General features: G+C 63.9%; 18 protein-coding genes. 8 read left to right on the forward strand and 10 right to left on the reverse strand.

What is annotated here, in order from left to right; translation table 11 throughout:
- Positions 1-329 precede the first annotated feature (329 nt).
- The 3 genes from Q8R73_RS15620 to Q8R73_RS15630 all read left to right on the forward strand — a co-directional run bounded on the left by Q8R73_RS15620 (position 330) and on the right by Q8R73_RS15630 (position 2,467).
- Entirely contained in the window at positions 330-662 is a 333-nt protein-coding gene (locus Q8R73_RS15620) for a CBS domain-containing protein (RefSeq protein WP_305720451.1), read from the forward strand.
- On the forward strand, positions 659-1,657 hold the full coding sequence (locus Q8R73_RS15625) for an AI-2E family transporter (protein WP_305720452.1): 999 nt from the start codon (positions 659-661) through the stop codon (positions 1,655-1,657). Before Q8R73_RS15620 ends, Q8R73_RS15625 begins: the two co-directional genes overlap by 4 nt.
- 171 nt (positions 1,658-1,828) lie before the next feature.
- A complete protein-coding gene (locus tag Q8R73_RS15630; protein ID WP_305720453.1) occupies positions 1,829-2,467 on the forward strand; it encodes a bifunctional 2-polyprenyl-6-hydroxyphenol methylase/3-demethylubiquinol 3-O-methyltransferase UbiG in 639 nt (212 codons plus the stop codon).
- Between the two features lie 13 nt (positions 2,468-2,480).
- Here the strand turns inward: Q8R73_RS15630 and Q8R73_RS15635 are convergent, their stop codons facing one another.
- The 8 genes from Q8R73_RS15635 to Q8R73_RS15670 all read right to left on the reverse strand — a co-directional run bounded on the left by Q8R73_RS15635 (position 2,481) and on the right by Q8R73_RS15670 (position 14,535).
- Positions 2,481-2,834: an acyl-CoA thioesterase gene (locus Q8R73_RS15635; protein WP_371126105.1), complete on the reverse strand. Its 354-nt coding sequence runs from the start codon at positions 2,832-2,834 to the stop codon at positions 2,481-2,483.
- A gap of 77 nt (positions 2,835-2,911) precedes the next feature.
- The gene (locus Q8R73_RS15640; RefSeq protein ID WP_305720455.1) at positions 2,912-5,008 is read right to left on the reverse strand and encodes a 3-hydroxyacyl-CoA dehydrogenase NAD-binding domain-containing protein; all 2,097 of its coding nucleotides are present in this window, start codon (positions 5,006-5,008) and stop codon (positions 2,912-2,914) included.
- Positions 5,009-5,010: 2 nt separating this feature from the next.
- A complete protein-coding gene (locus Q8R73_RS15645) occupies positions 5,011-6,294 on the reverse strand; it encodes an acetyl-CoA C-acetyltransferase (protein WP_305720456.1) in 1,284 nt (427 codons plus the stop codon).
- Positions 6,294-8,561, reverse strand: a complete 2,268-nt coding sequence (locus tag Q8R73_RS15650; RefSeq protein ID WP_305720457.1) for an acyl-CoA dehydrogenase — start codon at positions 8,559-8,561, stop codon at positions 6,294-6,296. The genes Q8R73_RS15645 and Q8R73_RS15650 overlap by 1 nt, the downstream gene beginning before the upstream one ends.
- Positions 8,562-8,839: 278 nt before the next feature.
- On the reverse strand, positions 8,840-9,472 hold the full coding sequence (locus Q8R73_RS15655; protein ID WP_305720458.1) for a flavin reductase family protein: 633 nt from the start codon (positions 9,470-9,472) through the stop codon (positions 8,840-8,842).
- Between the two features lie 170 nt (positions 9,473-9,642).
- Complete coding sequence (locus tag Q8R73_RS15660) at positions 9,643-10,245, reverse strand: TetR/AcrR family transcriptional regulator (RefSeq protein ID WP_305720459.1); 603 nt, start codon at positions 10,243-10,245, stop codon at positions 9,643-9,645.
- Positions 10,246-10,274: 29 nt separating this feature from the next.
- The gene (locus Q8R73_RS15665) at positions 10,275-13,415 is read right to left on the reverse strand and encodes an efflux RND transporter permease subunit (protein WP_305720460.1); all 3,141 of its coding nucleotides are present in this window, start codon (positions 13,413-13,415) and stop codon (positions 10,275-10,277) included.
- A gap of 13 nt (positions 13,416-13,428) precedes the next feature.
- Positions 13,429-14,535 (reverse strand): efflux RND transporter periplasmic adaptor subunit, encoded by a 1,107-nt coding sequence (locus tag Q8R73_RS15670; protein WP_305720461.1) that lies wholly within the window; start codon positions 14,533-14,535, stop codon positions 13,429-13,431.
- Positions 14,536-14,749: 214 nt separating this feature from the next.
- Here Q8R73_RS15670 and Q8R73_RS15675 point away from each other — a divergent pair, with 214 nt between their 5' ends.
- The 4 genes from Q8R73_RS15675 (at position 14,750) to Q8R73_RS15690 (ending at position 17,762) form a co-directional block, all read left to right on the forward strand.
- On the forward strand, positions 14,750-14,929 hold the full coding sequence (locus Q8R73_RS15675; RefSeq protein WP_305720462.1) for a hypothetical protein: 180 nt from the start codon (positions 14,750-14,752) through the stop codon (positions 14,927-14,929).
- Positions 14,930-15,130: 201 nt separating this feature from the next.
- Positions 15,131-15,454: a hypothetical protein gene (locus Q8R73_RS15680; protein ID WP_305720463.1), complete on the forward strand. Its 324-nt coding sequence runs from the start codon at positions 15,131-15,133 to the stop codon at positions 15,452-15,454.
- Between the two features lie 5 nt (positions 15,455-15,459).
- Positions 15,460-16,158 (forward strand): response regulator transcription factor, encoded by a 699-nt coding sequence (locus tag Q8R73_RS15685; RefSeq protein ID WP_305720464.1) that lies wholly within the window; start codon positions 15,460-15,462, stop codon positions 16,156-16,158.
- Positions 16,155-17,762: a HAMP domain-containing sensor histidine kinase gene (locus Q8R73_RS15690; RefSeq protein WP_305720465.1), complete on the forward strand. Its 1,608-nt coding sequence runs from the start codon at positions 16,155-16,157 to the stop codon at positions 17,760-17,762. The genes Q8R73_RS15685 and Q8R73_RS15690 overlap by 4 nt, the downstream gene beginning before the upstream one ends.
- 38 nt (positions 17,763-17,800) lie before the next feature.
- Here Q8R73_RS15690 and Q8R73_RS15695 read toward each other — a convergent pair whose 3' ends face one another.
- Complete coding sequence (locus Q8R73_RS15695) at positions 17,801-18,283, reverse strand: hypothetical protein (RefSeq protein ID WP_305720466.1); 483 nt, start codon at positions 18,281-18,283, stop codon at positions 17,801-17,803.
- 58 nt (positions 18,284-18,341) lie between these two features.
- Positions 18,342-19,511 (reverse strand): winged helix-turn-helix domain-containing protein, encoded by a 1,170-nt coding sequence (locus Q8R73_RS15700; protein WP_305720467.1) that lies wholly within the window; start codon positions 19,509-19,511, stop codon positions 18,342-18,344.
- 216 nt (positions 19,512-19,727) lie between these two features.
- Here Q8R73_RS15700 and Q8R73_RS15705 point away from each other — a divergent pair, with 216 nt between their 5' ends.
- A complete protein-coding gene (locus Q8R73_RS15705) occupies positions 19,728-19,901 on the forward strand; it encodes a hypothetical protein (RefSeq protein WP_305720468.1) in 174 nt (57 codons plus the stop codon).
- Positions 19,902-19,906: the final 5 nt, after the last annotated feature.

The following is a 19,906-nucleotide window of genomic DNA, read 5'->3' on the forward strand; positions in this document are numbered from 1 at the left end:
TCGACAAGGAGGAATTGTCGGCCTACATGCGCGCCTCGCTCGCTCATCACAAGACGCCGCGGCACTGGTTCGTGGTCGAGGCCTTTCCGCTGACGGGATCGGGAAAAATCCAGAAGTTCAAGCTGCGCGAATTCTGGGCCAGGGGCGAGATGCAGGCGTTGTGAGGAGCGGGCGCGGCCACGACCATCAGCGAAACGATCACTCGCAAGCAGGACCTGCGGTTTTCTCGCATCCCGATCTTTGACGGCACCGTCGACAAGGTGACCGGGTTCGTTCTCAAGACCGACCTGCTATTCGAGGCCTTGGATGGTAACGGGCAGAAGCGACTGATGAAACTCAAGCGGAACCTCGAAACCGTCAACGAGACCACGCTGCTTGAGGAACTGTTCGACACGCTCGTCCACAACGACCGTCATGTCGCCCTGGTGGTCGATGCATATGGCGGCACGGCTGGCATCGTTACGCTCGAGGATCTCATCGAAACGCTGATCGGCGAAGAGATCGTGGATGAGGCGGACAGCGTCGCGGACCTTCAGGCCTATGCCCGGAGGCGGTGGAGCGAGAGGCATCCAAAGATCGCCAGGCACCGGGATGAGCCGGCCGTTGCCACCGGGAGGCGAGAAGCGGGTTCGGCCACCCCGCTTGAGCCGGGGGGATCATGACGAGGCGCTCCACGTCATTGCTGGTACTGATAGCCGCATTGACCGCGCTTTTGCTTGTGGCGCCCGATGTCCTGCTGATCGTCTTCGCTGGTGTCCTCCTGGCGGTGTTTCTCCACGGCGGCGGCTCCTGGATCGCAACCAAGGTTGGCATTGCGGATGGATGGGGCATCGGGCTCTTCCTGTTGGGCATCGTCTTCGCTCTCGCCGCCTTCGGCGTTGCGGTAGCGCCCGCCATCGCGGAGCAGATCGACGAACTGACGCGCCGGCTTCCCGAGGCATTCGAGGCGTTTCGCGATCGCATCGCCGACTTTTCCTGGGGACCACCGCTCCTCGATCGTCTCACGCCTGCATCATTCGTCTCGTCGGAGGGCCGGACCGCCGCTGTATCCGCTGTTTCCTCGACGTTCGGGGCGCTGGGCAACCTCGTGATCATCCTCTTCATCGGTCTCTACGGGGCGCTCGATCCAAAGGTCTACACGCGTGGACTGACTCTGCTCCTGGCTCCCTCGATCCGGAAAAACGGGGAAGAGGTGTTGCGCGCAGCCGCCGCAACCCTGCGCAACTGGCTGTCGGCCCAGCTCCTCGCCATGACGCTCGTCGGCGTGCTCACGGGACTGGGCCTGTGGCTCGCCGGGGTGCCGCTCGCATTCGCCCTCGGACTGATAGCCGGATTACTCGCCTTCATCCCCAACATCGGCCCCGTCATCGCGGTCGCGCCGGCGCTGCTCCTCGCCATGCCAGAAGGCAGCACCACGCTCATGATCGTTCTTGCCATCTACCTCGGGGTGCAGGCGCTGGAGAGCTATGTGGTCACGCCGCTGATCCAGCAGGAGAAGGTGTCGCTGCCGCCGGCGCTCATCATCGCGGTGCAACTGCTTTTCGGCGTGCTGTTCGGAATTCTCGGCCTCGCCCTCGCGACGCCCATCGCCGCGGCGTTGATGACCATTATCAGTCTCGTTTATCTCCGGGACTACCTCGATCGGGAGACAGCGTGACCAGAGCGCACGCAGCCGCCATACAGCGGTAATGAACGGAGCCTGTCCGCGCTATTCCTTTCAAATCGCCTCCTTGCATTTGCGTATATGTATTTTTAGATCATGACCGGAAATTTAGACAGTTTACCTCTTCCGCGCATATGTTAGCTCCCACAGAGGATCCCTCCACCAATGAGCACAGCAAGTGACGTCCGTTTCTGGGACCGGACTTCAAGGAAGTATGCGGCGGCTGCGATTGCGGATCAGGCCGGGTATGAACGCTCGCTGGAGCGGACCCGCGCCTTGCTGGCACCAGACGACAGGGTGCTCGAATTGGGCTGCGGAACCGGAACAACGGCGCTGCGGCTTGCAGGCGATGTGCAAAGCTATTATGCGACGGATATTTCCGCTGAAATGATCGCGATCGCCGAAGAGAAACGTTCCGCCGGTCCTGTCCCGTCGCTGGTCTTCCGCACCGCGACCGCGGAGACGCTTGCTCCTGAAGGCGGGCAGTTTGATGCAGTTCTGGGGTTCAACTATCTCCATCTGGTCCGCGATCCGCCCGCCACGCTGCGCCGCGTCCATGCCTTGCTTTCAGCGGATGGGTTGTTCATCTCCAAGACACCCTGCCTCGGGGATATGAACCCGCTCATCCGGCTTGCGTTGTTGCCGGCGATGCGCGCGATCGGGAAGGCACCCAATGTCAGCGTATTCCGGGCAACGGAGTTGAGCCAACTCATATCTGCCGCAGGCTTCGACATTCTCGCCACCGAAGACCATGCGACCAAGGGTAACGGCGCCCGTCCCTACATCGTGGCGCGCAAAAGATGACGTGAGAAAGCCCCTAGGCCGAGATCGGCGGCTCATCGCGCGGGATGACCTGCGGCTGGCCGTGGTCGTCGATCGAGACATAGGTAAAATTGCCGTCGGTTACCAGGATCGGCTGCATCTCCTTGCGGCGCAGCACCCAGGCTTCGAGGTGGACGGTGATCGAGGTTCGGCCGACCCGGACCAGATTGGCGTGCACCGACACGAGATCGCCGACGTAAACCGCTTTGCGGAAATTCATCGCCTCGATCGCCACCGTCACGGTGCGCGATCTGGCGACTTTGGACGCGAACACGCCGCCGCCGACGTCCATCTGGCTGAGCAACCAGCCGCCGAAGATGTCGCCGTTGGCGTTGGTATCGGCCGGCATCGCCAGGGTGCGGATGCAGAGATCGCCGCGCGGCCCGGTGTCGGCGTTGAGCGGCGCATGACCGGCTTTTGCGTCGGTCACCTGAAATTTTCCCAGCCGGCATCCGGCGCGAAGCGGTCGCCGAACTTGTCCGCCAGTGCGTGCAGAGCCGAGACGACGTTTTCGGCTCCGCGGCTGCGCGCATAATTCAGCGGACCGCCGCGGAACGGCGCATAGCCGGTGCCGAAGATCATGGCGCCATCGACCGCGTCGGCATCATCGACGATGCCTTCGCGCAACGCCGCGACGCAGACATTGGACATCGGCAGCACCAGCCGGTCGATCATTTCCTCCGTCGGCTCCGGCATCGAGGGCGACACCGCGCTCTTGTCGGCCTTGCCGTCCTTCCAGAGATAAAATCCCTTGCCGGTCTTGCGGCCGAGTTCGCCCTTTGCCACTTTCTCGCGCAGCCAGGCCGGTGTCGGCGGCAGCTGGTCGCCGAATTTCGAGCGTAGCATGTCGCCGACATCGAGACAGATATCGAGCCCGACCTGCTCGGCCAGTTCGATCGGCCCCATCGGCATGCCGAATTTCACCGCCGCGGCATCGATCACCGACTTGTCGATCTTCTGGTCCAGCATCACCATCGCCTCCAGCATGTAAGGCGTCAGCGCTCGGTTGACGAGAAAGCCCGGCGAGCTCTTTACCGGCAGCGGCAGCCGGTCGATGGCGCCGACAAAGGCCAGCGCCGCCTTCAGCATCTCCGGATCGCTGCCGTCATGGCTGACGACCTCGACCAGTTGCAGCCGCGACACCGGATTGAAGAAATGCAGGCCGAGCAGCCGCTCCGGTTTTGTCAAGGTGGTGCGCAGATCCTGCAGCGGAATGCTCGACGTGTTGGTGGCGAGAATCGCGCCCGGCTTCATCCGGGGCTCCAGCGCGGCATAGATTTTCTGCTTCAGTTCGAGTTTTTCGGGTACCGCCTCGATGATCAGATCGGCGTTGCGGATGCCCTCGCCGTCCATGTCCGGCACCAGCCGATCCAGCGCGTCGCGGACATCGGGCCGCTTGCGCAGGATCTTGCCGACCAGATCGGAGGCGCGCTTGATCGCGCCGGCGATCGGTTCCGGCTTCATGTCGGCCAGCGTGACGCGAAAGCCCTGGCCGGCGCACCAGGCCGCGATGTCGCCGCCCATCGCGCCGGCGCCGATGACGTGGACGTGCTTGATCCTGTTGCCGCTGCCGGCGAGCTTCTTCATCTGTTCGCGCAGGAAAAATACCCGGATCAGGTTCTGCGCCGTCGGCGTCACCATCAGTTTGGCGAAGGAGGGCTTTTCGGCCCGCAGCATCGCGAGCTTGTCGTCGCCATGCTGTTCCCAGAGATCGATCAACGCGTAGGGTGCGGGATAATGCTCCTGCGGCGCGGCCTTGCCGGCCTCGGCGCGCATGCGTTTGGCGAGCAGACCCCTGACCGGGCCGAGGTTCAGGATCGCATTCAACGGCCCCGGTTTGGCACGCTTCAGGCGGCCGAACACCGCATCCCGCACCGCATTGCGGACATGCCGCTCCTCCGCCACCGCGTCGACCAGCCCGAGCGATTTCGCCTTTCGGGCGTCTATGGTCTTGCCGGTCAGCATCAGGGTCATCGCCTGCATCGGATTGACCAGCTTGGTGAAGCGCGCGGTGCCGCCGAGGCCGGGATGCAGGCCGAGCATCACCTCGGGAAATCCGAAGCGCGCGCCATCGATCGCAATACGCGATTGGCAGGCCAGCGCGACTTCGAGGCCGCCGCCGAGGCAGAAACCGTGGATCACCGCGACCGTCGGAATCTTGAGGGCTTCGAGGCGGTCGATCACCGTATGGGCACGGCCGATGGCGATTTCGACCGGCCACGGATCTGCGGCGCCGCGAAATTCGTTGACGTCGGCGCCGGCGATGAAGCCGGACGGCTTAGCCGAGCGGATGACGAGCCCGGTGGGGCGCTGACCTTCCAGCGCCGCCAGCACCGTTTCGAGTTCCTCGATCAGGTCGGCCGACAATGTATTGGCGCTGGCGCCTTCGCGGTCGAACAATAGCCAGGCGATGCCGTCGGCATCGCGGGTCAGCTTGAAATGGCGGTAGGGGCTGTCGGGCTCGGGCCTGGGCCCGAGTTCGAGCACGCGGTCGCCGAGAAGGTCCATGATCCTGCTATCCATGATCACACCGTCTCGATCAGCATGGCGCCGCCCTGCCCGCCACCGATGCATTCGGTGGCGATGCCGCGCCTGGTTCCCAATCGCTTCATCGCGTTGACGAGATGCAGTACGATGCGGTTGCCGCTGCAGCCGACGGGATGGCCGAGGCTGATGGCGCCGCCGTCGACATTCAGCCTGGCGTGATCGATCGGCCCGGCGGCGCCGTCGAGGCCCAGAATCTCGCGGCAGAATTTTTCGTCGTTCCAGGCGGCGAGGCAGCCAAGCACCTGTGTCGCAAACGCCTCGTTCAATTCCCAGGTTTCGATATCTCCGAGCGCCAGTTTGTTGCGCTTCAGGATTTCGTTCGACGACAGCACCGGGCCGAGCCCCATGATGGAGGGATCGAGCGCCGACCACTGGCTGTCGACGATCATCGCCTTCGGCGTCAGGCCGTGTTTGGCAACCGCCTCTTCCGAGGCCAGGATCACCCACGACGCGCCGTCGGTGATTTGCGAGGAATTGCCCGGCGTGACCTGGCCCCACGGCCGCTCGAACACCGGCTTCAACCCCGCCAGCTTTTCGGGCGTCGAATCCGGCCGCACGCCGTCGTCATGGTCATAAAACTTGCCGTCTCGCGCGAACGCGGTTTCGACCTCGCCCTTGAGCCAGCCTTGCGCCTGCGCATTGGCAAGCCGCTTGTGGCTTTCGGCGGCATAAAAATCCGACTGCGCCCGCGTGATCCCGAAGAGATAACCGACCTTTTCGGCGGTTTGTCCCATGTTGAGTTCGGTGATCGGGTCGGTCAGCCCGCGCTCCAGCCCGATGATCGGCTTGAAATAGCTGGGACGGGTTTTGGCGAGCGCCGCGAGCTTTGCCAAAATACCCTTGGCGCCGGCAAGGCCGGCAAACCAGCGCACGCCCTGCTGCGGCCAGACCAGCGGCGCATGGCTGAGGGCTTCGGCACCGCCGGCCAGGATCAGGTCCGAATTGCCTTCGCGGATATAGCGGTACGCCGTGTCGATCGACTGCATGCCGGAGCCGCAATTGATCTGCACGGTGAACGCCACCATGGCCTCGCCCATGCCGAGCCGCAGGGCGGCGACGCGTGCCGGGTTCATCTCGTCGGCAATGACGTTGACGCAGCCGAGGATCACCTGGTCGAACGCATCGGGGGCAAAGGGTTGCCGGGCCAGCAGCGGCCGGCCGCACTGCACGGCGAGATCGACCGGGGTAAACGGCCCAGGCCCGGAACGCGCCTTCAGGAACGGCGTCCGGCTGCCGTCGATAATGTAGACCGGTCGCGCCATCAGCTTGCTGCCCGCTGTTCACCCAGTTCCTGGAAGAACTGATGCACATCGGCGGGCTTCTTGTAAATCGGCGACAGCGCTTCGGGCGCGAAGTCGTCGACTTCGATCACCCTGGCGACCGCTTCCTGCGCGGCGGCGATCTTCTCGCCCTCGGTCTGGGTGATGACGCCCCTCCTCACCGCTTCCTTCCAGTCCTTGATACGGGCCGCGCGCATGCTCTTGGCGATCTCCTCGGTCCCCGTGACCAGCAGGAACGCCTTCTCCAGCCGCGCCACACCGCCGTCGTCATCGACATGTGACAAATCGGACGTCAGCCGGTCGCGCGCCGCCGACGGCTCCAGCACCAGCTGGGCGCATTGGTGAACCACGCGGTCGGACGGCCCGAGCACGCGCGCGCCGAACGGCTGGATCACGAACTTCAGAATGACGGCGATGAAGCGGTTGGGCAGGTTGGCCAGGATTTCGGCGAAGCGGTTTTCGATGGTGCGGCAACCGCTGGCCATGCACCATTCGAGGGCGGCGAAATCGGCTTGCTGCCGGCCTTCGTCCTGCCAGCGCTTCAGCGCGGCGGACAGCAGATACAGTTCGGAAAGGATGTCGCCGAACCGCGCCGACAGCATCTCCTTGCGCTTCAGCGCACCGCCGAGCGTGAGCAGCGCCATGTCGGCGCACAAGGCGAAGGCCGAGGAATAACGCGAGAGCTGGCGATAAAATCCGGTGGCGGCGCCGGCATCGGGCGCCGGTGCGAACATTCCGCCCGTCCAGTTGCGGCCCCAGGCCCGGAACAGCGTGGTGAAGCTGTGGCCGATATGCTGCCAGAACGTCCTGTCGAAGGCATCCAGCCCCTTGGCGCGGTCGGCCTCGCCGAGCGCGTTCATCTCCTCCAGCAAATAGGGATGCGCGCGGATCGCGCCCTGCCCGAACACGATCAGGTTGCGGGTCAGGATATTGGCGCCCTCCACGGTGATGCCGACCGGCACCGAGCGATAGAGGCTGCCCATGTAGTTCTGCGGGCCGTCGATCACGGCCTTGCCGCCATGGATGTCCATGGCGTCGTCGATCGCAATGCGCATCCGCTCGGTCGCATGCAGCTTCATGATGCCGGAAACCACCGCCGGATGGTGGCCCTGGTTGAGTGCTGCACAGGTCAGCCGCCGCGCCGCGTCGAGCAGATAGGCGGTACCGGCGATACGCGCCAAGGGCCCCTCGATGCCTTCGAACTTGCCGATGGGTACGTTGAACTGTTCGCGAATCCGCGCATAAGCGCCTGACGTGCGCGCGGCATAGGCCGCACCTGCCGCCGAGAGCGACGGCAGCGATATGCCGCGTCCGGCGGCGAGCGCCGTCATCAGCATTTTCCAGCCCTGACCGAGGCGCTCCTGCCCCCCGATGATGTAGTCCATCGGGATGAACACATCATGCCCCTTGTTCGGGCCGTTCTGGAACATCTGCATCGAGGGCAGATGGCGCCGGCCGATCTCCACGCCGGGCAGATCTGTCGGGATAAGCGCCACGGATATGCCGAGCTCTTCCTGCGATCCCACGAGGTGATCAGGATCATAGGCCTTGAATGCGAGGCCGAGCAGCGTCGCCACCGGGCCGAGCGTGATGTAGCGCTTGTGCCAATTCAGGCGCAGCCCGAGCACTTCCCGGCCTTCAAAACTGCCCTTGCAGATGATGCCGCTGTCGATCATCGAGGCGGCGTCGGAGCCGGCTTCCGGGCTGGTCAGACCGAAACAGGGAATCTCGCGGCCGTCGGCGAGACGCGGCAGCCATTTCTGCTGCTGGTCCCCGGTGCCGAAGCGCATCAGCAGTTCGCCGGGGCCGAGTGAATTGGGCACCATCACGGTGACGGCGGCGGTCAGCGAACGCGACGAAAGTTTTCGCACCACCTCGGAATGCGCGTAGGGCGAGAAGCCCAGCCCGCCATACTCTTTGGGGATGATCATGCCGAAGAGTTTTTCGCGCTTGATGTAAGACCACACCTCGGGCGGCAAATCCCGCCACTCCCAATTGATCTTCCAGTCGTCCAGCATGGCGCAAAGTTCGTCGACCGGGCCGTTGAGGAAGGCCACTTCCTCCGGCGTCAACGTCGCCGGCGCGACCGCAAGCAACTTTGCCCAATCCGGATTGCCGGTGAAGAGGTCGGCATCCCACCAGACGTCGCCTGCCTCCAGTGCCTCGCGCTCGGTGTCCGACATCGCCGGCAACACGCCGCGCGCCCAGGAGAAGATCGGCTTGGTGATGTAATCGCGGCGAAAGCTCATGGCGGTGTCCTCGTGTCGGAAACGGCGCGATGGTCGCGGCACCATTTGTGCCAAGCGACGCTTGATTCTAGCGGAAAGCCGGATTTCGGTGAACACTTCGTACCGAAAATGAGACGAAATTGATCGCAGAAATTCATCCACGGCGCAGTGGTATTCGATAACGGCCATGGGGCGCGACGGTTCCCGTTCACCTCTACCCGCTGGCACATCCGGGGGGTGACTCCCTGTCGCGGAGCATGCCGGCAAATCCGGCGGCAGGCGGGGAAGAGGTTATGCGGTCAATCCGGACGCTTCATCTCGAACATGTTTTCCGGCTTGATCTCGAAATAGTCGCCCTGGCGGCCGGCCCGGACGATCGGGTGGGCCAGCGCCGTCTGGTAGACGCCGTCCTTGATGAAGGCCTTGTCGATGTGGACGGCGACGACCTCGCCGAGCGTGAGCCAGGCCTGCGCCTTCTTGCCATCGGCGCCCTGCAGCTGGATGATCTGCGACAATTTGCACTCGAAGGCGACAGGACTTTCCGCGACCCGCGGCACATTGACGAGCTTGCCCGGCACCGCCGTCAGCCCTGCGACGCTGAACTCGCTGACATCGTGGGCGACATGGGCCGCGGTGGCGTTCATCTGCTGCGCCAGATCCATGGTCGCGAGATTCCAGACGAACTCGCCGGTCTCCTGGATGTTCTGGACGGTGTCCTTCCAGGCGGTCGAGGAAAAGCCGATCAGCGGCGGGTGGTAATTGAAGGCGTTGAAGAAGCTGTAGGGCGCCAGATTGACGTTGCCCCTGGTGTCCCGCGACGAGATCCAGCCGATCGGCCGCGGCGCGATGATGGCATTGAAGGGATCGTGCTTGAGGCCGTGGCCGTTGGCCGGCTCGTAAAAATGCAGGTCTTTCGGGGTTTTGGCGTCCACGTTATTCTTCCTATTTTGTAGCCTGGATAGAACGAAGCGCAATCCGCGATCGCACTGCAAGCGGAATCTGGCGATTCGATCCGGTCATTCCGGAATGGTGCGTTAGCACCATATCCGGAATCTCGAGATTCCGGGTTCGATGCTTCGCATCGCCCCGGAATGACGGCGGGTTATCGGCCCCGCGGTGCCATGCTGGCGAGGATGAAATCGATCATCTGGTCGATCGTCGGGCCCGGCTTGGTGGCGCATTGGGCGATCATCTGCGGATGGAAGTACCGCACCATGCCGGTACAGCAGCACAACGCCGCTTGCTCGAGGTCCGTCACCTCGAATTCGCCTGATGCCACGCCCTGCGCGATCACGCTGCCCATGGTCTGCGTAATCAATGTGATATGGGCGTTGCAGACCTCCCAGTCCTGCTCCATCGCGATGGCGACCATCTCATGCAGCTTGGAATCGCCGACATAGCGTTCCGAATTCATGCGGTGCACGGTCTTCATGAGTTCGCGCAGGCGCGGCGCCGCCGGCCCCGGTTTGTCTGCGATGCTCTGCGCGGCCTGCTCGACCTCGCCCATCAGCACGCATGCGACGCCCTCATGGATCGACTTCTTCGAATCGAAAAAGCGATAGACGTTGGCCGGGCTCATCCGCAGCACCTTGGCGATGTCAGCCACGGTGGTCTTCTGATAGCCGATCTCGCGGAACAGACGCTCCGCCACCGCGAGAATCCGCTCTCGGGTGTCGGGTTCGATATGGTCGGAAATCAGCGCCATGTCAGGACTCAATCTCGTTCAATGTTCAATTATTCCGCCGCCTGGGCAAGCGGAATTGCAGACTGCGGCGCAGGTTGATGCTGCGGCGCAGCGTCAACTTTCTCGGCCGTGCCGCGTTCCTCCAGGCTCTTGCGGAACCAGAGCGCGTAGAGACCCGGCAAATACAGCAGGGTGAGGAAGGTGGCGACGAACAGGCCGCCCATGATGGTGATCGCCATCGGACCCCAGAATGCCGAGCGCGTCAGCGGGATCATGGCGAGGATCGCGGCCAACGCCGTCAGCACCACCGGACGGGTACGCCGGACGGTGGCCTCGACGATCGCTTCCTTGCGGGTGAGGCCGGCGGCGACGTCGGTTTCGATCTGGTCGACCAGGATCACCGCATTGCGCATGATCATACCCGCCAGCGCGATCAGACCGAGTAGCGCCACGAAGCCGAAGGGCTGGTTGGCGAGGTTCAGTCCGAGTGATGCGCCGATGATGCCGAGCGGTGCGGTGAGGAACACCAGGATCAGCCGCGAAAAGCTCTGCAGCTGGATCATCAGCAGGGTCAGCATCACCAGGACCATCAGCGGAAACAGCACGAAGATCGAGGCATTGCCCTTGGCGGACTCCTCGAAGGCGCCGCCCGCCTCGATCCGGTAGGCCGGCGGCAGGCCGTCGCGGATTTCCTGCAGCCTGGGCGCGATCTGGCTGGTCACGTCGGGCGCCTGCACGCCGTCGACGACGTCGGCGCGCACGGTAATCGCCATGTCGCGGTTGCGCCGCCAGATGATCGGCTCCTCGTGGGCATATTCGATTTTCGCGATCTGGGTCAGCGGCACCGCGACGCCGTTGCGCGACGTCACCGTGAGATCGCCGACCCGGCCGAGATCGAGCCGCTCGGACGGCACCGCGCGGGCCACCACGCCGACCTTTTCGATGCCGTCGCGGATGGTGGTCACCTGCGCGCCCGAAATCAGCATGGCCAGCGCCTGCGACACGTCCTGCGGAGTGAGGCCGAGCGCACGGGCGCGGTCCTGGTCGACCGCCAGCTTGAGGTAGGGCGACTGCTCGTTCCAGTCGAGTTGCGGATCCACCACGTTGGGATTCTGCCTGACGACGTCGCGCACCTTGTAGGCGATGTCGCGCACGGTGTTGGGCTCGGGGCCGACGACGCGGAACTGGACCGGAAAGCCGACCGGCGGGCCGAAATTGAAGCGATCGATCCGCACCCGCGCTTCGGACAACGCACCCTCGCCGACCGCCTTCTCCAGCCGGGCCTTGATCCGCTCGCGCGCATCGACGTCCTTCGAAACGATCACGATCTCGGCAAAGGCTTCATTTGGCAGCTGCGGGTTGAGCCCGAGCCAGAAGCGCGGCGAACCCTGACCGACATAGGACGTGTAGGTCGCAATGTCCTTGTCGTCCTTCAGCAACGCCTCGGCCGTCTTCACCGACTTTTCGGTGACGTTGAACGCCGTGCCCTCGGGCAACCGCAGCTGCAGGAACAGTTCCGGCCGCTCCGAGAGCGGGAAGAACTGCTGCTGCACCTGACCGAAGCCGACAATGGACAGTGCGAACACGGCAACCGTCGCCGCCACGACCTTGATCCGGTGATCGACACACCACTGGATCATGCCGCGCAGGATCCGGTAGAAGCGGGTTTCGTACACCGCATGCGGATCGTGGTTGTGGCTGACAGTGATGTTGGGCAGCAGCTTGACACCGATATAGGGCGTGAAGATCACCGCGACGAACCAGGATGCCACCAGCGCGATCGCTACGATCCAGAAAATGCCGCCGGCATATTCGCCGACCGCCGAATTGGCAAAGCCGATGGGGAGGAAGCCGGCGGCCGTGACCAGCGTTCCCGTGAGCATCGGAAACGCGGTGGATTCCCAGGCAAAGGCTGCCGCGCGCATGCGGTCCCAGCCCTGTTCCATCTTCACCACCATCATCTCGACCGCGATGATGGCGTCATCGACAAGCAGCCCGAGCGCGATGATCAGGGCGCCCAGCGTGATGCGGTGCAGATCGATCGACATTGCATTCATCACGATGAAGACGATCGCCAGCACCAGTGGCACGGAAAGCGCCACGACGATGCCGGTCCGCCATCCCAATGCAACGAAGCTGACAAAGAGCACGATCGCCAGCGCCTCGATGAAGGAGTTGACGAACTCGCCGACGGCGCGCTCGACCACTTTGGGCTGATCGGCGATCTGCTCGACATTGATGCCCTGCGGCACCGCCTTCATGAATTCATTGGTGGCGTTCGCGACCTCCTTGCCGAGTTCCAGGATGTTGGCGCCCTTGGCGGTGACCACGCCGATGCCGAGCGCGGGCTTGCCTTCCTGCCGCGCCACGAAAGTCGGCGGGTCGACGAAGCCGCGCGTCACACTGGCGATATCGCCCAGCCGAAATACCCGGCCATTGCTTTCAACCGGCGTCTCGGCGACGGCCTTGGCGCCATCGAGCGCGCCGGTGACGCGCAACGGCACCCGCTGCGAGGAGGTCTCCACCGTGCCGGCCGGCACCACATTATTCTGCTTGGCAAGCGAATCGAACAGCGCCTGCGGCGTGATGCCGAGCGTCGCCAGCTTGGCGTGCGAGAACTCGACGAAAATCCGTTCTTCCTGGGCGCCGTAAAGATTGACCTTGGTCACGCCCGGCACCTTGAGCAGCCGCTGGCGCATGCCTTCGGCGGCCTTTTTCAATTGCGCGAAGTCGGCGCCGTCGCCGCTCATCATGTAGAGAATGGAATCGACGTCGCTGAATTCGTCGTTGACGGTTGGACCGAGCAGGCCGGCCGGCAGCTGGCCCTGCACGTCCACGAGCTTCTTGCGCAGCATGTAGAACAGGTAAGGCACGTCCTTGGGCGGGGTAGAATCCTTGAAGGTGACCTGCATCGCGGTGAACGACGGTTTCGAGTAGGTCTGCACCTTGTCGAAATAGGGCAATTCCTGCAGCTTCTTCTCGATGGGGTCGGCGACCTGGGACTGCATTTCCGCCGCGGTGGCGCCCGGCCAGATCGCCGAGACGTTGACCACCTTCACCGTGAAGAACGGATCCTCGGCGCGGCCGAGCTTCTGGTAGGAGAAGAAGCCGGCGACGCCGAGCGCAATCATCAGGAACAGGATCAGCGCGGGATGACTGACCGCCCAGGCCGAAAGATTGAAGTGCTTCATGGCGCCCTCCCGCTCAGAACGACAGTGACGAGACGACCCTGACCTTCTGGGCCGGGTCGAGTTTCTGCACGCCAAGCACGACGACTTTCGAGCCTTCATCGACGCCGCCGGAAATGACGACGTTGTTGCTGTCGTAGGATTTCACGGTGACCGGCCTCAGGGTCACATCGCCCTTGTCGTCGACGATGTAGAGCGAGGGATTGCCGCCCTGGCTGTACAGCGCCGACAGCGGCAGCCGCGCCACGTTCGACGTGGCGGGATCGGCCAGCGTCAACGTCGCGGTCATGCCGAGAGAAACGCTCGCGCCGGCGTCCGGCAGCGAGAACTTCGCGAGGTAGGTGCGCGTGGCGGGATCGGCGGCGGGCGCGATCTCGCGAAGTTTCGCCGCATATTTCCTGTCCGGCTCGGACCACAGGCTGACGCTGGCGGTGCCCTCCTTGGCACGGCCGACCAGCGTTTCAGGGATCGCGACCACGGCTTCCTTTTCTGCAAAGCGCGCGACCCTGACCGCGGTCTGCCCCGACGCGACCACCTGCCCGCCATCGATCAGGGTGGCAGTGACGACACCGCGGGTGTCGGCGACCAGGGTCGCATAGGACAGGCTGTTCTTGGTCAGTTCGACCGAGCGCTCGGCGCGATTGAACCGGGCGCGGGCTTCATCGGCCGCGGCGCGGGACTGATCCATCTGCGCGTCGGTAGTCCAGCCTTTGGCGCGCAAATCCCTGGCACGTTGCTCGGCGGCGGTAGCTTGCGCCAGCACGCCGGTAGCGGCGCGGAATTCGGCCTCCGCCTGCTCGGCCTGCAATTTCAGATCGACCTCGTCGAGCGTGGCCAAGGGCTGGCCGACATCGACGGTCTGGCCAACTTCGACCAGGCGCTTTGCCACCTTGCCGGGAACCCGGAAGCCCATGTCGGTCTCGATCCGGGGCTTGATGGTGCCGACAAAACTGCGCTCCGGCGATTCCGGCTTGTACTGCACCGTCGCTACCAGCACGGGGCGCCCGGGGGTGGCTTTTTCCGCGACTTTCTCGTTGCAACCACTCAGGGCGACTGCCACGGCAGCCAATGACAGGCCAGCTAAGAATTTGGAATAGCTCGACAAAATGGAACGGGCTAACATGGCGGCTTCCCTCGATGATACCGAGAGACTGTCGATTATCTAGTGACGATTGTCAACATTCGTCACTGTTCATGATTTCGTGAGCTGGCTTGCTGGTTAAGAGGGCGCGAATGACGGAGCCAGGCGCACCGGCTGCGCAAGATCTGCACAACAATCCGCAATTCCTGATCATCCCTCCCATCAGCCCTGCCAACCGGGCGTTCAGGATCGGGGCATGGGGAAAATCATCATCGTGCGCTTCGGACCATCGCGGCTGCCCCGTCGGCTGCTCAAGGATGGCTGGTGGCTGGAGACGCCACCCGCCCGGCGCCCCGTGGCCGCCGTTCTGCAGCGCGATGCGCCCCGACCCGAACGCCCGGTTCGCCACCTTTCGCTCGTCACCTCAGGGAAATGAAGGCCATGTCGATTGCGACCGTTCCGATTTCGAAATCGCTCCGGCTCCCGCGCGCCATTGGTCACGCCGCTGGTGCTGGCAACCGGCGCTGCGGCGATGCTGCTGGTGGCGGCCGGGCTGGTGCTGATGCTGGTTCAGATCAAACTGAAGAGGCCCATTCGTGGCTGATCACCGCAACGCCATCTCGCCGGCGATGATCCTGTGCGGACGCTGTTGGTCCACGCGCCGCGGCTCATCGCCTCCTGCAATGTGGCGCATTCGCGGGAAAACGACGTCACCGGGCCGAGACTCGACTTGCAGTATCTCGCCTCGCTTGGCCCGCAAGCGCTGCCGCCGGTTGAAGCCTCCATGAATCGGATTCCCGCGCTTTGGTCGATCGTCTGGCAGTACCGGCACACGCACGAAAACCGGCGGCGGCGCTCGGAAAACTGGCGAGCCACGGATTTTCGGACATGGCGCCTGCAGCGTTATTTGGCTAACAATTCCGGCATCGCGCAACAACCCCTCGGCGACGACAAAGGCTAGCGCACGTGGCTCATTCCATTCTCCTGGTCGATGATGACCCTCATATCCGCGACGTCGTGCGCTTTGCGTTCGAGAAGACCGGCATGGCTATTTCCATCGCGCAGGATGGCAAGGAGGCGCTGGCCCGGTTCGACCGCAACGTCCACGACCTCATCGTGCTCGACATCGGCATGCCGGAGATGGACGGGCTGGAGGTCTGCCGCCAGATCCGGAAGACCTCGGATACGCCGATCCTGTTCCTGTCGGCCCGCGACGAGGAGATCGACCGCATCCTCGGCCTCGAAATCGGCGGCGACGACTATGTGACGAAGCCGTTCAGTCCGCGCGAACTGGTGGCGCGAGTCAATGCGATCCTGCGGCGGACGAGAAATGCCCCGGCGCCCGCGGAAAGCAAGGCGATGAACCATGGCGGGGTCGCACTCGATCGGGACGCGCGCACCGCGAGCTTCAGGAATACACCGATTGCGCTGACGGCGCTGGAATTCTCCATCCTGCGCACGTTGCTGGCCCGGCCAGGCTTCGTGTTCACGCGCGAATTGATTCTGGATGCCGCCTATGCCGGCAATATTCACGTCGCCGACCGCACCATCGACAGCCATGTCAGGAACATCCGCGCCAAGTTTGCCGCCGCCGGCTGCGAGTCCGCGATCGAGACCGTGCACGGCGTCGGCTTCAAACTGGGACGTTGCGAGGCCGCGCGTTGACCGATGAATCGGCCAACACGCGCCGGAAATGGCGGCCGAGCCTCAGCCTCGTCGTCTTTTTCGTTCTCACCAGCGTGCTCGCATTGCCGCTTTTCAGCATCTACTTCCTCAAGGTCTACCAGAACCAGCTGATCCAGCAGGCCGAAGCCGAATTGATCGCACAAAGCACCGTACTCGCCGCCACTTTTCGCCGCGAGGTTGAAACCGGCGTGCCGCAGGACGTGGCGCTGGGTGCGAGAATCCCACCCACCGCAGCCAAGCCTTCCGACCAAGTGTATCAGCCGATCTGGCCGGAACTCGAACTGGTCAGCGAGAGCGTGCTGCCGCCGCGACCGGCGGCGCGCCCCCCAACCGCGCCCGCCGATCCCGCCTTCGCAGCGCTCGGCGCGCGCATGGCGCCGGATCTGGTCGCCACCCAGAAGGTGACGCTGGCCGGCTTCCGGCTGCTCGACCCCAACGGCGTCGTGATCGCCGGCCGCGAGGAAGTCGGACTGTCGCTGGCGCATGTCGAGGAAGTCGGCGAAGCCCTGCAGGGCAGCTTCAAGGGCGTGCTGCGCGTGCGCATCTCCAAGCACGAACAGCCCTCGCTCTATTCGATGAGGCGGGGCACCGGGATGCGCGTCTTCATCGCGATGCCGGTGATCCTGCGCGACCAGGTCGCCGGCGTGGTCTATGCTTCGCGGACGCCGAGCAACGTCTTCAAGTACATGTACGAGCAACGCAGCAGGGTCATTCTTGCGATACTGTCCATGATCGTGCCGACGCTGCTGATCGGATTCCTGTTTCACCGCACCATCACCGGCCCGATGCGCGAACTGGTGGAACGCACCAATCTGGTCGGCAAGGGCGACCGCGACGCGCTGCGCCCGCTGCGCCATCACGGCACCAGCGAATTCGCTCTGCTTTCGCAGAGTTTCCTCGACATGGCGCGTCGGCTGAATACCCGCTCCAGCTTCATCTCCACCTTCGCCACCCACGTCTCGCACGAACTGAAATCGCCGCTGACGTCGATCAAGGGCGCCGCGGAACTGTTGCGCGAGGACGTCGATGCGCCCGACATGGACGATGCGGACCGACGCAAATTTCTGGACAACATCATTGCCGATGCCGACCGGTTGGGAACGATCGCGGGCCGCTTGCGGGACTTCGCCCGCGCGGAAAACCCGATCGCACTCGGCGCCGCGAAGCTGTCGGTCGCGGTCGCCGCGTTGCGCTCGGCCTTCCCCTCGCTCGATGTCCGCGCCGGCGGCGAACTCGATACGCCGATGCGGATCTCCGAGGACAATCTCCTGATCATTCTCTCCAATCTGGCCGACAACGCCGTGCGCCACGGCGCCTCAAGGCTGGAAGCCTCTGCCGTGCAGCAGGACAATCAGCTCAAGGTCACCGTCAGCGATGATGGCGAAGGCGTCTCGCCCAACAACCGGGCCCAGATCTTCGACAGCTTTTTCACCACGCGACGCGACAGCGGCGGCACCGGGATGGGGCTGGCCATCGTACGCGCCATGCTCGACGCCCATGGTGGCGCGGTCAAGCTGCTCAATTCCGAAAAAGGGACCGCGTTCGAGCTGACATTCCCCGTGGCCGACGCGGCAGCCTCCTGATGCCGATTTGGCGATGACCGGCTCAGAAAGCCGGGCGACTATCTGCCGCGCTTTCCCTTGCGAGTCTTCCTGGCGGATTTCTTGCTCGTCTTCCTTGCAGAACGCTTCGCGGTCTTGTTGGCCGCGTTCTTGGCGGACTTCTTGGTGGCCTTCCTGGCGGTTTTTTTTGTGGCTTTCTTTTTGGCTTTCTTCGCGGACTTCTTGACCGTCTTCTTGCCGGCGGATTTTTTTGGGTTTTTTGGAGTCGATTTTCCGGCCGCCTTCTTCACCGTCGTTCTCTGCTTCGCCATCCGCTTCGGTGTGCGCCTCTTCCTGGGGGTGGGCGCCATAGCGACCGGCACCATTAAGGGATCCGAGACGAAACCGTCAGCAGCGAGCGGCAGGTACGCTGCCTCGCGCTCATCCCCCTTTGAAGCCGGCGGGTCCGCCTTCATGACATCAGCCGCAGCGTCGGTCGCCACCTTGGCGATGTCTTTCACCTTGTCGGTGATCGTTTCCAGAATCGATTTATCGTTGTCCATCATGCCCTCCAGAAGCCCGTTACGGGAACTTAACGGAACCGGGGGCCGCGGGTTCCATTCACTCCGCCAGTTGAAACCGCTCGAACCGGTGCAGTTCCTGCTCGATGCGCGCTTTCAACTCCTTGCGCGCGCCCTTGGCCGCGCCACCCTGGCCGACCCAGCTCCATTTCTGCACCAGCAGCTTGCGGCTCTTGCGGTCGGTCTTCAGGTCGAGCGCGGCGACGATGTCGTTGCCCACCAAAACCGGCAGCGCGAAATAGCCGAACACCCGCTTCTCCTTGGGCACATAGGCCTCGAAGCGGTGGCCATAGTCGAAGAACAGTTCGGTCCGCCTGCGCTGGATGATCAGCGGATCGAACGGCGAGAGGATGTGCACCTGTTCGGCGGCATGCTCGCCACCCTCCTCCAGCGTCGCGGGCACCGCCCAATGCTCCTGTTTGCCGGCCCCCTCCAGTGCGACCGGGATCAGCTCCTTGCGGCGGACCCGTGTCTGGATCAATCGCCGGACCGCTGGTTTGCTCGGCGCGTCGAGATGACAGATCGAATCCAGACTGACGATGCCCTGCGCGCGCAGGGCACGGTCGAGCAGATAGGCCGTTGTTTCGCTCGCCGAGGCCGGTCTCGGCGGTCTGTCCCAACCGAAATGCCGCGTCATCAAATCGTAGGTCTTCAGCATGCCGAGGCGTTCGGAGATCGTCAGAACGCCGGTGTAGAACAACAATTGCAGCGCCCGCTTCGAGGGCTTGCGGCTGGCCCACAGATGCTCCTTGTCGACCAGCACGTCGTCGTCAATGTCGCGGATGGTCAGCGCACCGTCGCGCCGGATCAGCCGCAGCACCTTGCGCAAATCGGCCGGCTCGACCGAGCTGAGCCATTTATGGCCCTCGCGCTGGTGGCGCCGCATCGCCGGCAGAAAGAAGCGAAGATCCTTCGTCGGCACATAGGACAGCGCATGCGTCCAGTATTCGAACACGCTCTTGTCGACGCTCTGGGCCTGCCGCAGATCCGCGCGGCGGTACTCCGGAATCCGGTTCCACAGGATGTGATGATGGCAGCGCTCGATCACGTTGATGGTGTCGATCTGCACATAGCCGAGATGCCCGACCGCGGCAGCGGTCGCCTGCGGTCCCGCGCCGAACGGCGCAGCCATGTCGAGCCGCTGGGCGCGCAGCCAGATCCGGCGAGCCTCGGTCTTGCTCAGGGGGCGGGATACAATATTGCGGGGCATCGCGCGGCAATGTAGCCGGATTCGCGCGCGAGAAAAGCCGCACTGTCCGAGGGCGGCATCGGGTCAGCCGCCTGCTTTGCCGCCTCATCTTTCGGACCTCCCTAGGATTTGCGACGCTGCAAATGTTGCCCGTGCTCTCGCACCGCCGGCGGGACCGCTGGCGGCAGTTCCGCCGCGGGCGGACCGGGCGCGAGCAAGACCACAACCGGTGACAACATGAACGGCAGCACCACGGGCGGCGGGACCGCCATGAAGAATGGGGCGACCGGAACGACCACGGGCGCCGCGCCGCCTTCACCGCGCGACGCCAGCACATCCGGCGCGAATACCGCGGGCGCGATCGACAAGAAGGGTGACACGGCATCGCCCGGCGGAACCATGAAGAAGTAGCATCA

Origin of the sequence: Bradyrhizobium sp. (genome assembly GCF_030697065.1) — a bacterium.
Taxonomy (GTDB): Bacteria; Pseudomonadota; Alphaproteobacteria; order Rhizobiales; family Xanthobacteraceae; genus Bradyrhizobium.

Excerpts from the sequence above, each read along its gene's own strand:
- Q8R73_RS15660 (WP_305720459.1), bottom strand. The coding sequence starts at position 10,245 with ATGGCGCTGATTTCCGACCATATCGAACCCGACACCCGAGAGCGGATT.
- Q8R73_RS15670 (WP_305720461.1), bottom strand. The coding sequence starts at position 14,535 with ATGTTAGCCCGTTCCATTTTGTCGAGCTATTCCAAATTCTTAGCTGGC.
- Q8R73_RS15620 (WP_305720451.1), top strand. The coding sequence starts at position 330 with ATGAAACTCAAGCGGAACCTCGAAACCGTCAACGAGACCACGCTGCTT.
- Q8R73_RS15635 (WP_371126105.1), bottom strand. The coding sequence starts at position 2,834 with ATGCCGGCCGATACCAACGCCAACGGCGACATCTTCGGCGGCTGGTTG.
- Q8R73_RS15650 (WP_305720457.1), bottom strand. The coding sequence starts at position 8,561 with ATGAGCTTTCGCCGCGATTACATCACCAAGCCGATCTTCTCCTGGGCG.
- Q8R73_RS15640 (WP_305720455.1), bottom strand. The coding sequence starts at position 5,008 with ATGGATAGCAGGATCATGGACCTTCTCGGCGACCGCGTGCTCGAACTC.
- Q8R73_RS15645 (WP_305720456.1), bottom strand. The coding sequence starts at position 6,294 with ATGGCGCGACCGGTCTACATTATCGACGGCAGCCGGACGCCGTTCCTG.
- Q8R73_RS15625 (WP_305720452.1), top strand. The coding sequence starts at position 659 with ATGACGAGGCGCTCCACGTCATTGCTGGTACTGATAGCCGCATTGACC.
- Q8R73_RS15675 (WP_305720462.1), top strand. The coding sequence starts at position 14,750 with ATGGGGAAAATCATCATCGTGCGCTTCGGACCATCGCGGCTGCCCCGT.
- Q8R73_RS15705 (WP_305720468.1), top strand. The coding sequence starts at position 19,728 with ATGAACGGCAGCACCACGGGCGGCGGGACCGCCATGAAGAATGGGGCG.
- Q8R73_RS15695 (WP_305720466.1), bottom strand. The coding sequence starts at position 18,283 with ATGGACAACGATAAATCGATTCTGGAAACGATCACCGACAAGGTGAAA.
- Q8R73_RS15700 (WP_305720467.1), bottom strand. The coding sequence starts at position 19,511 with ATGCCCCGCAATATTGTATCCCGCCCCCTGAGCAAGACCGAGGCTCGC.
- Q8R73_RS15665 (WP_305720460.1), bottom strand. The coding sequence starts at position 13,415 with ATGAAGCACTTCAATCTTTCGGCCTGGGCGGTCAGTCATCCCGCGCTG.
- Q8R73_RS15630 (WP_305720453.1), top strand. The coding sequence starts at position 1,829 with ATGAGCACAGCAAGTGACGTCCGTTTCTGGGACCGGACTTCAAGGAAG.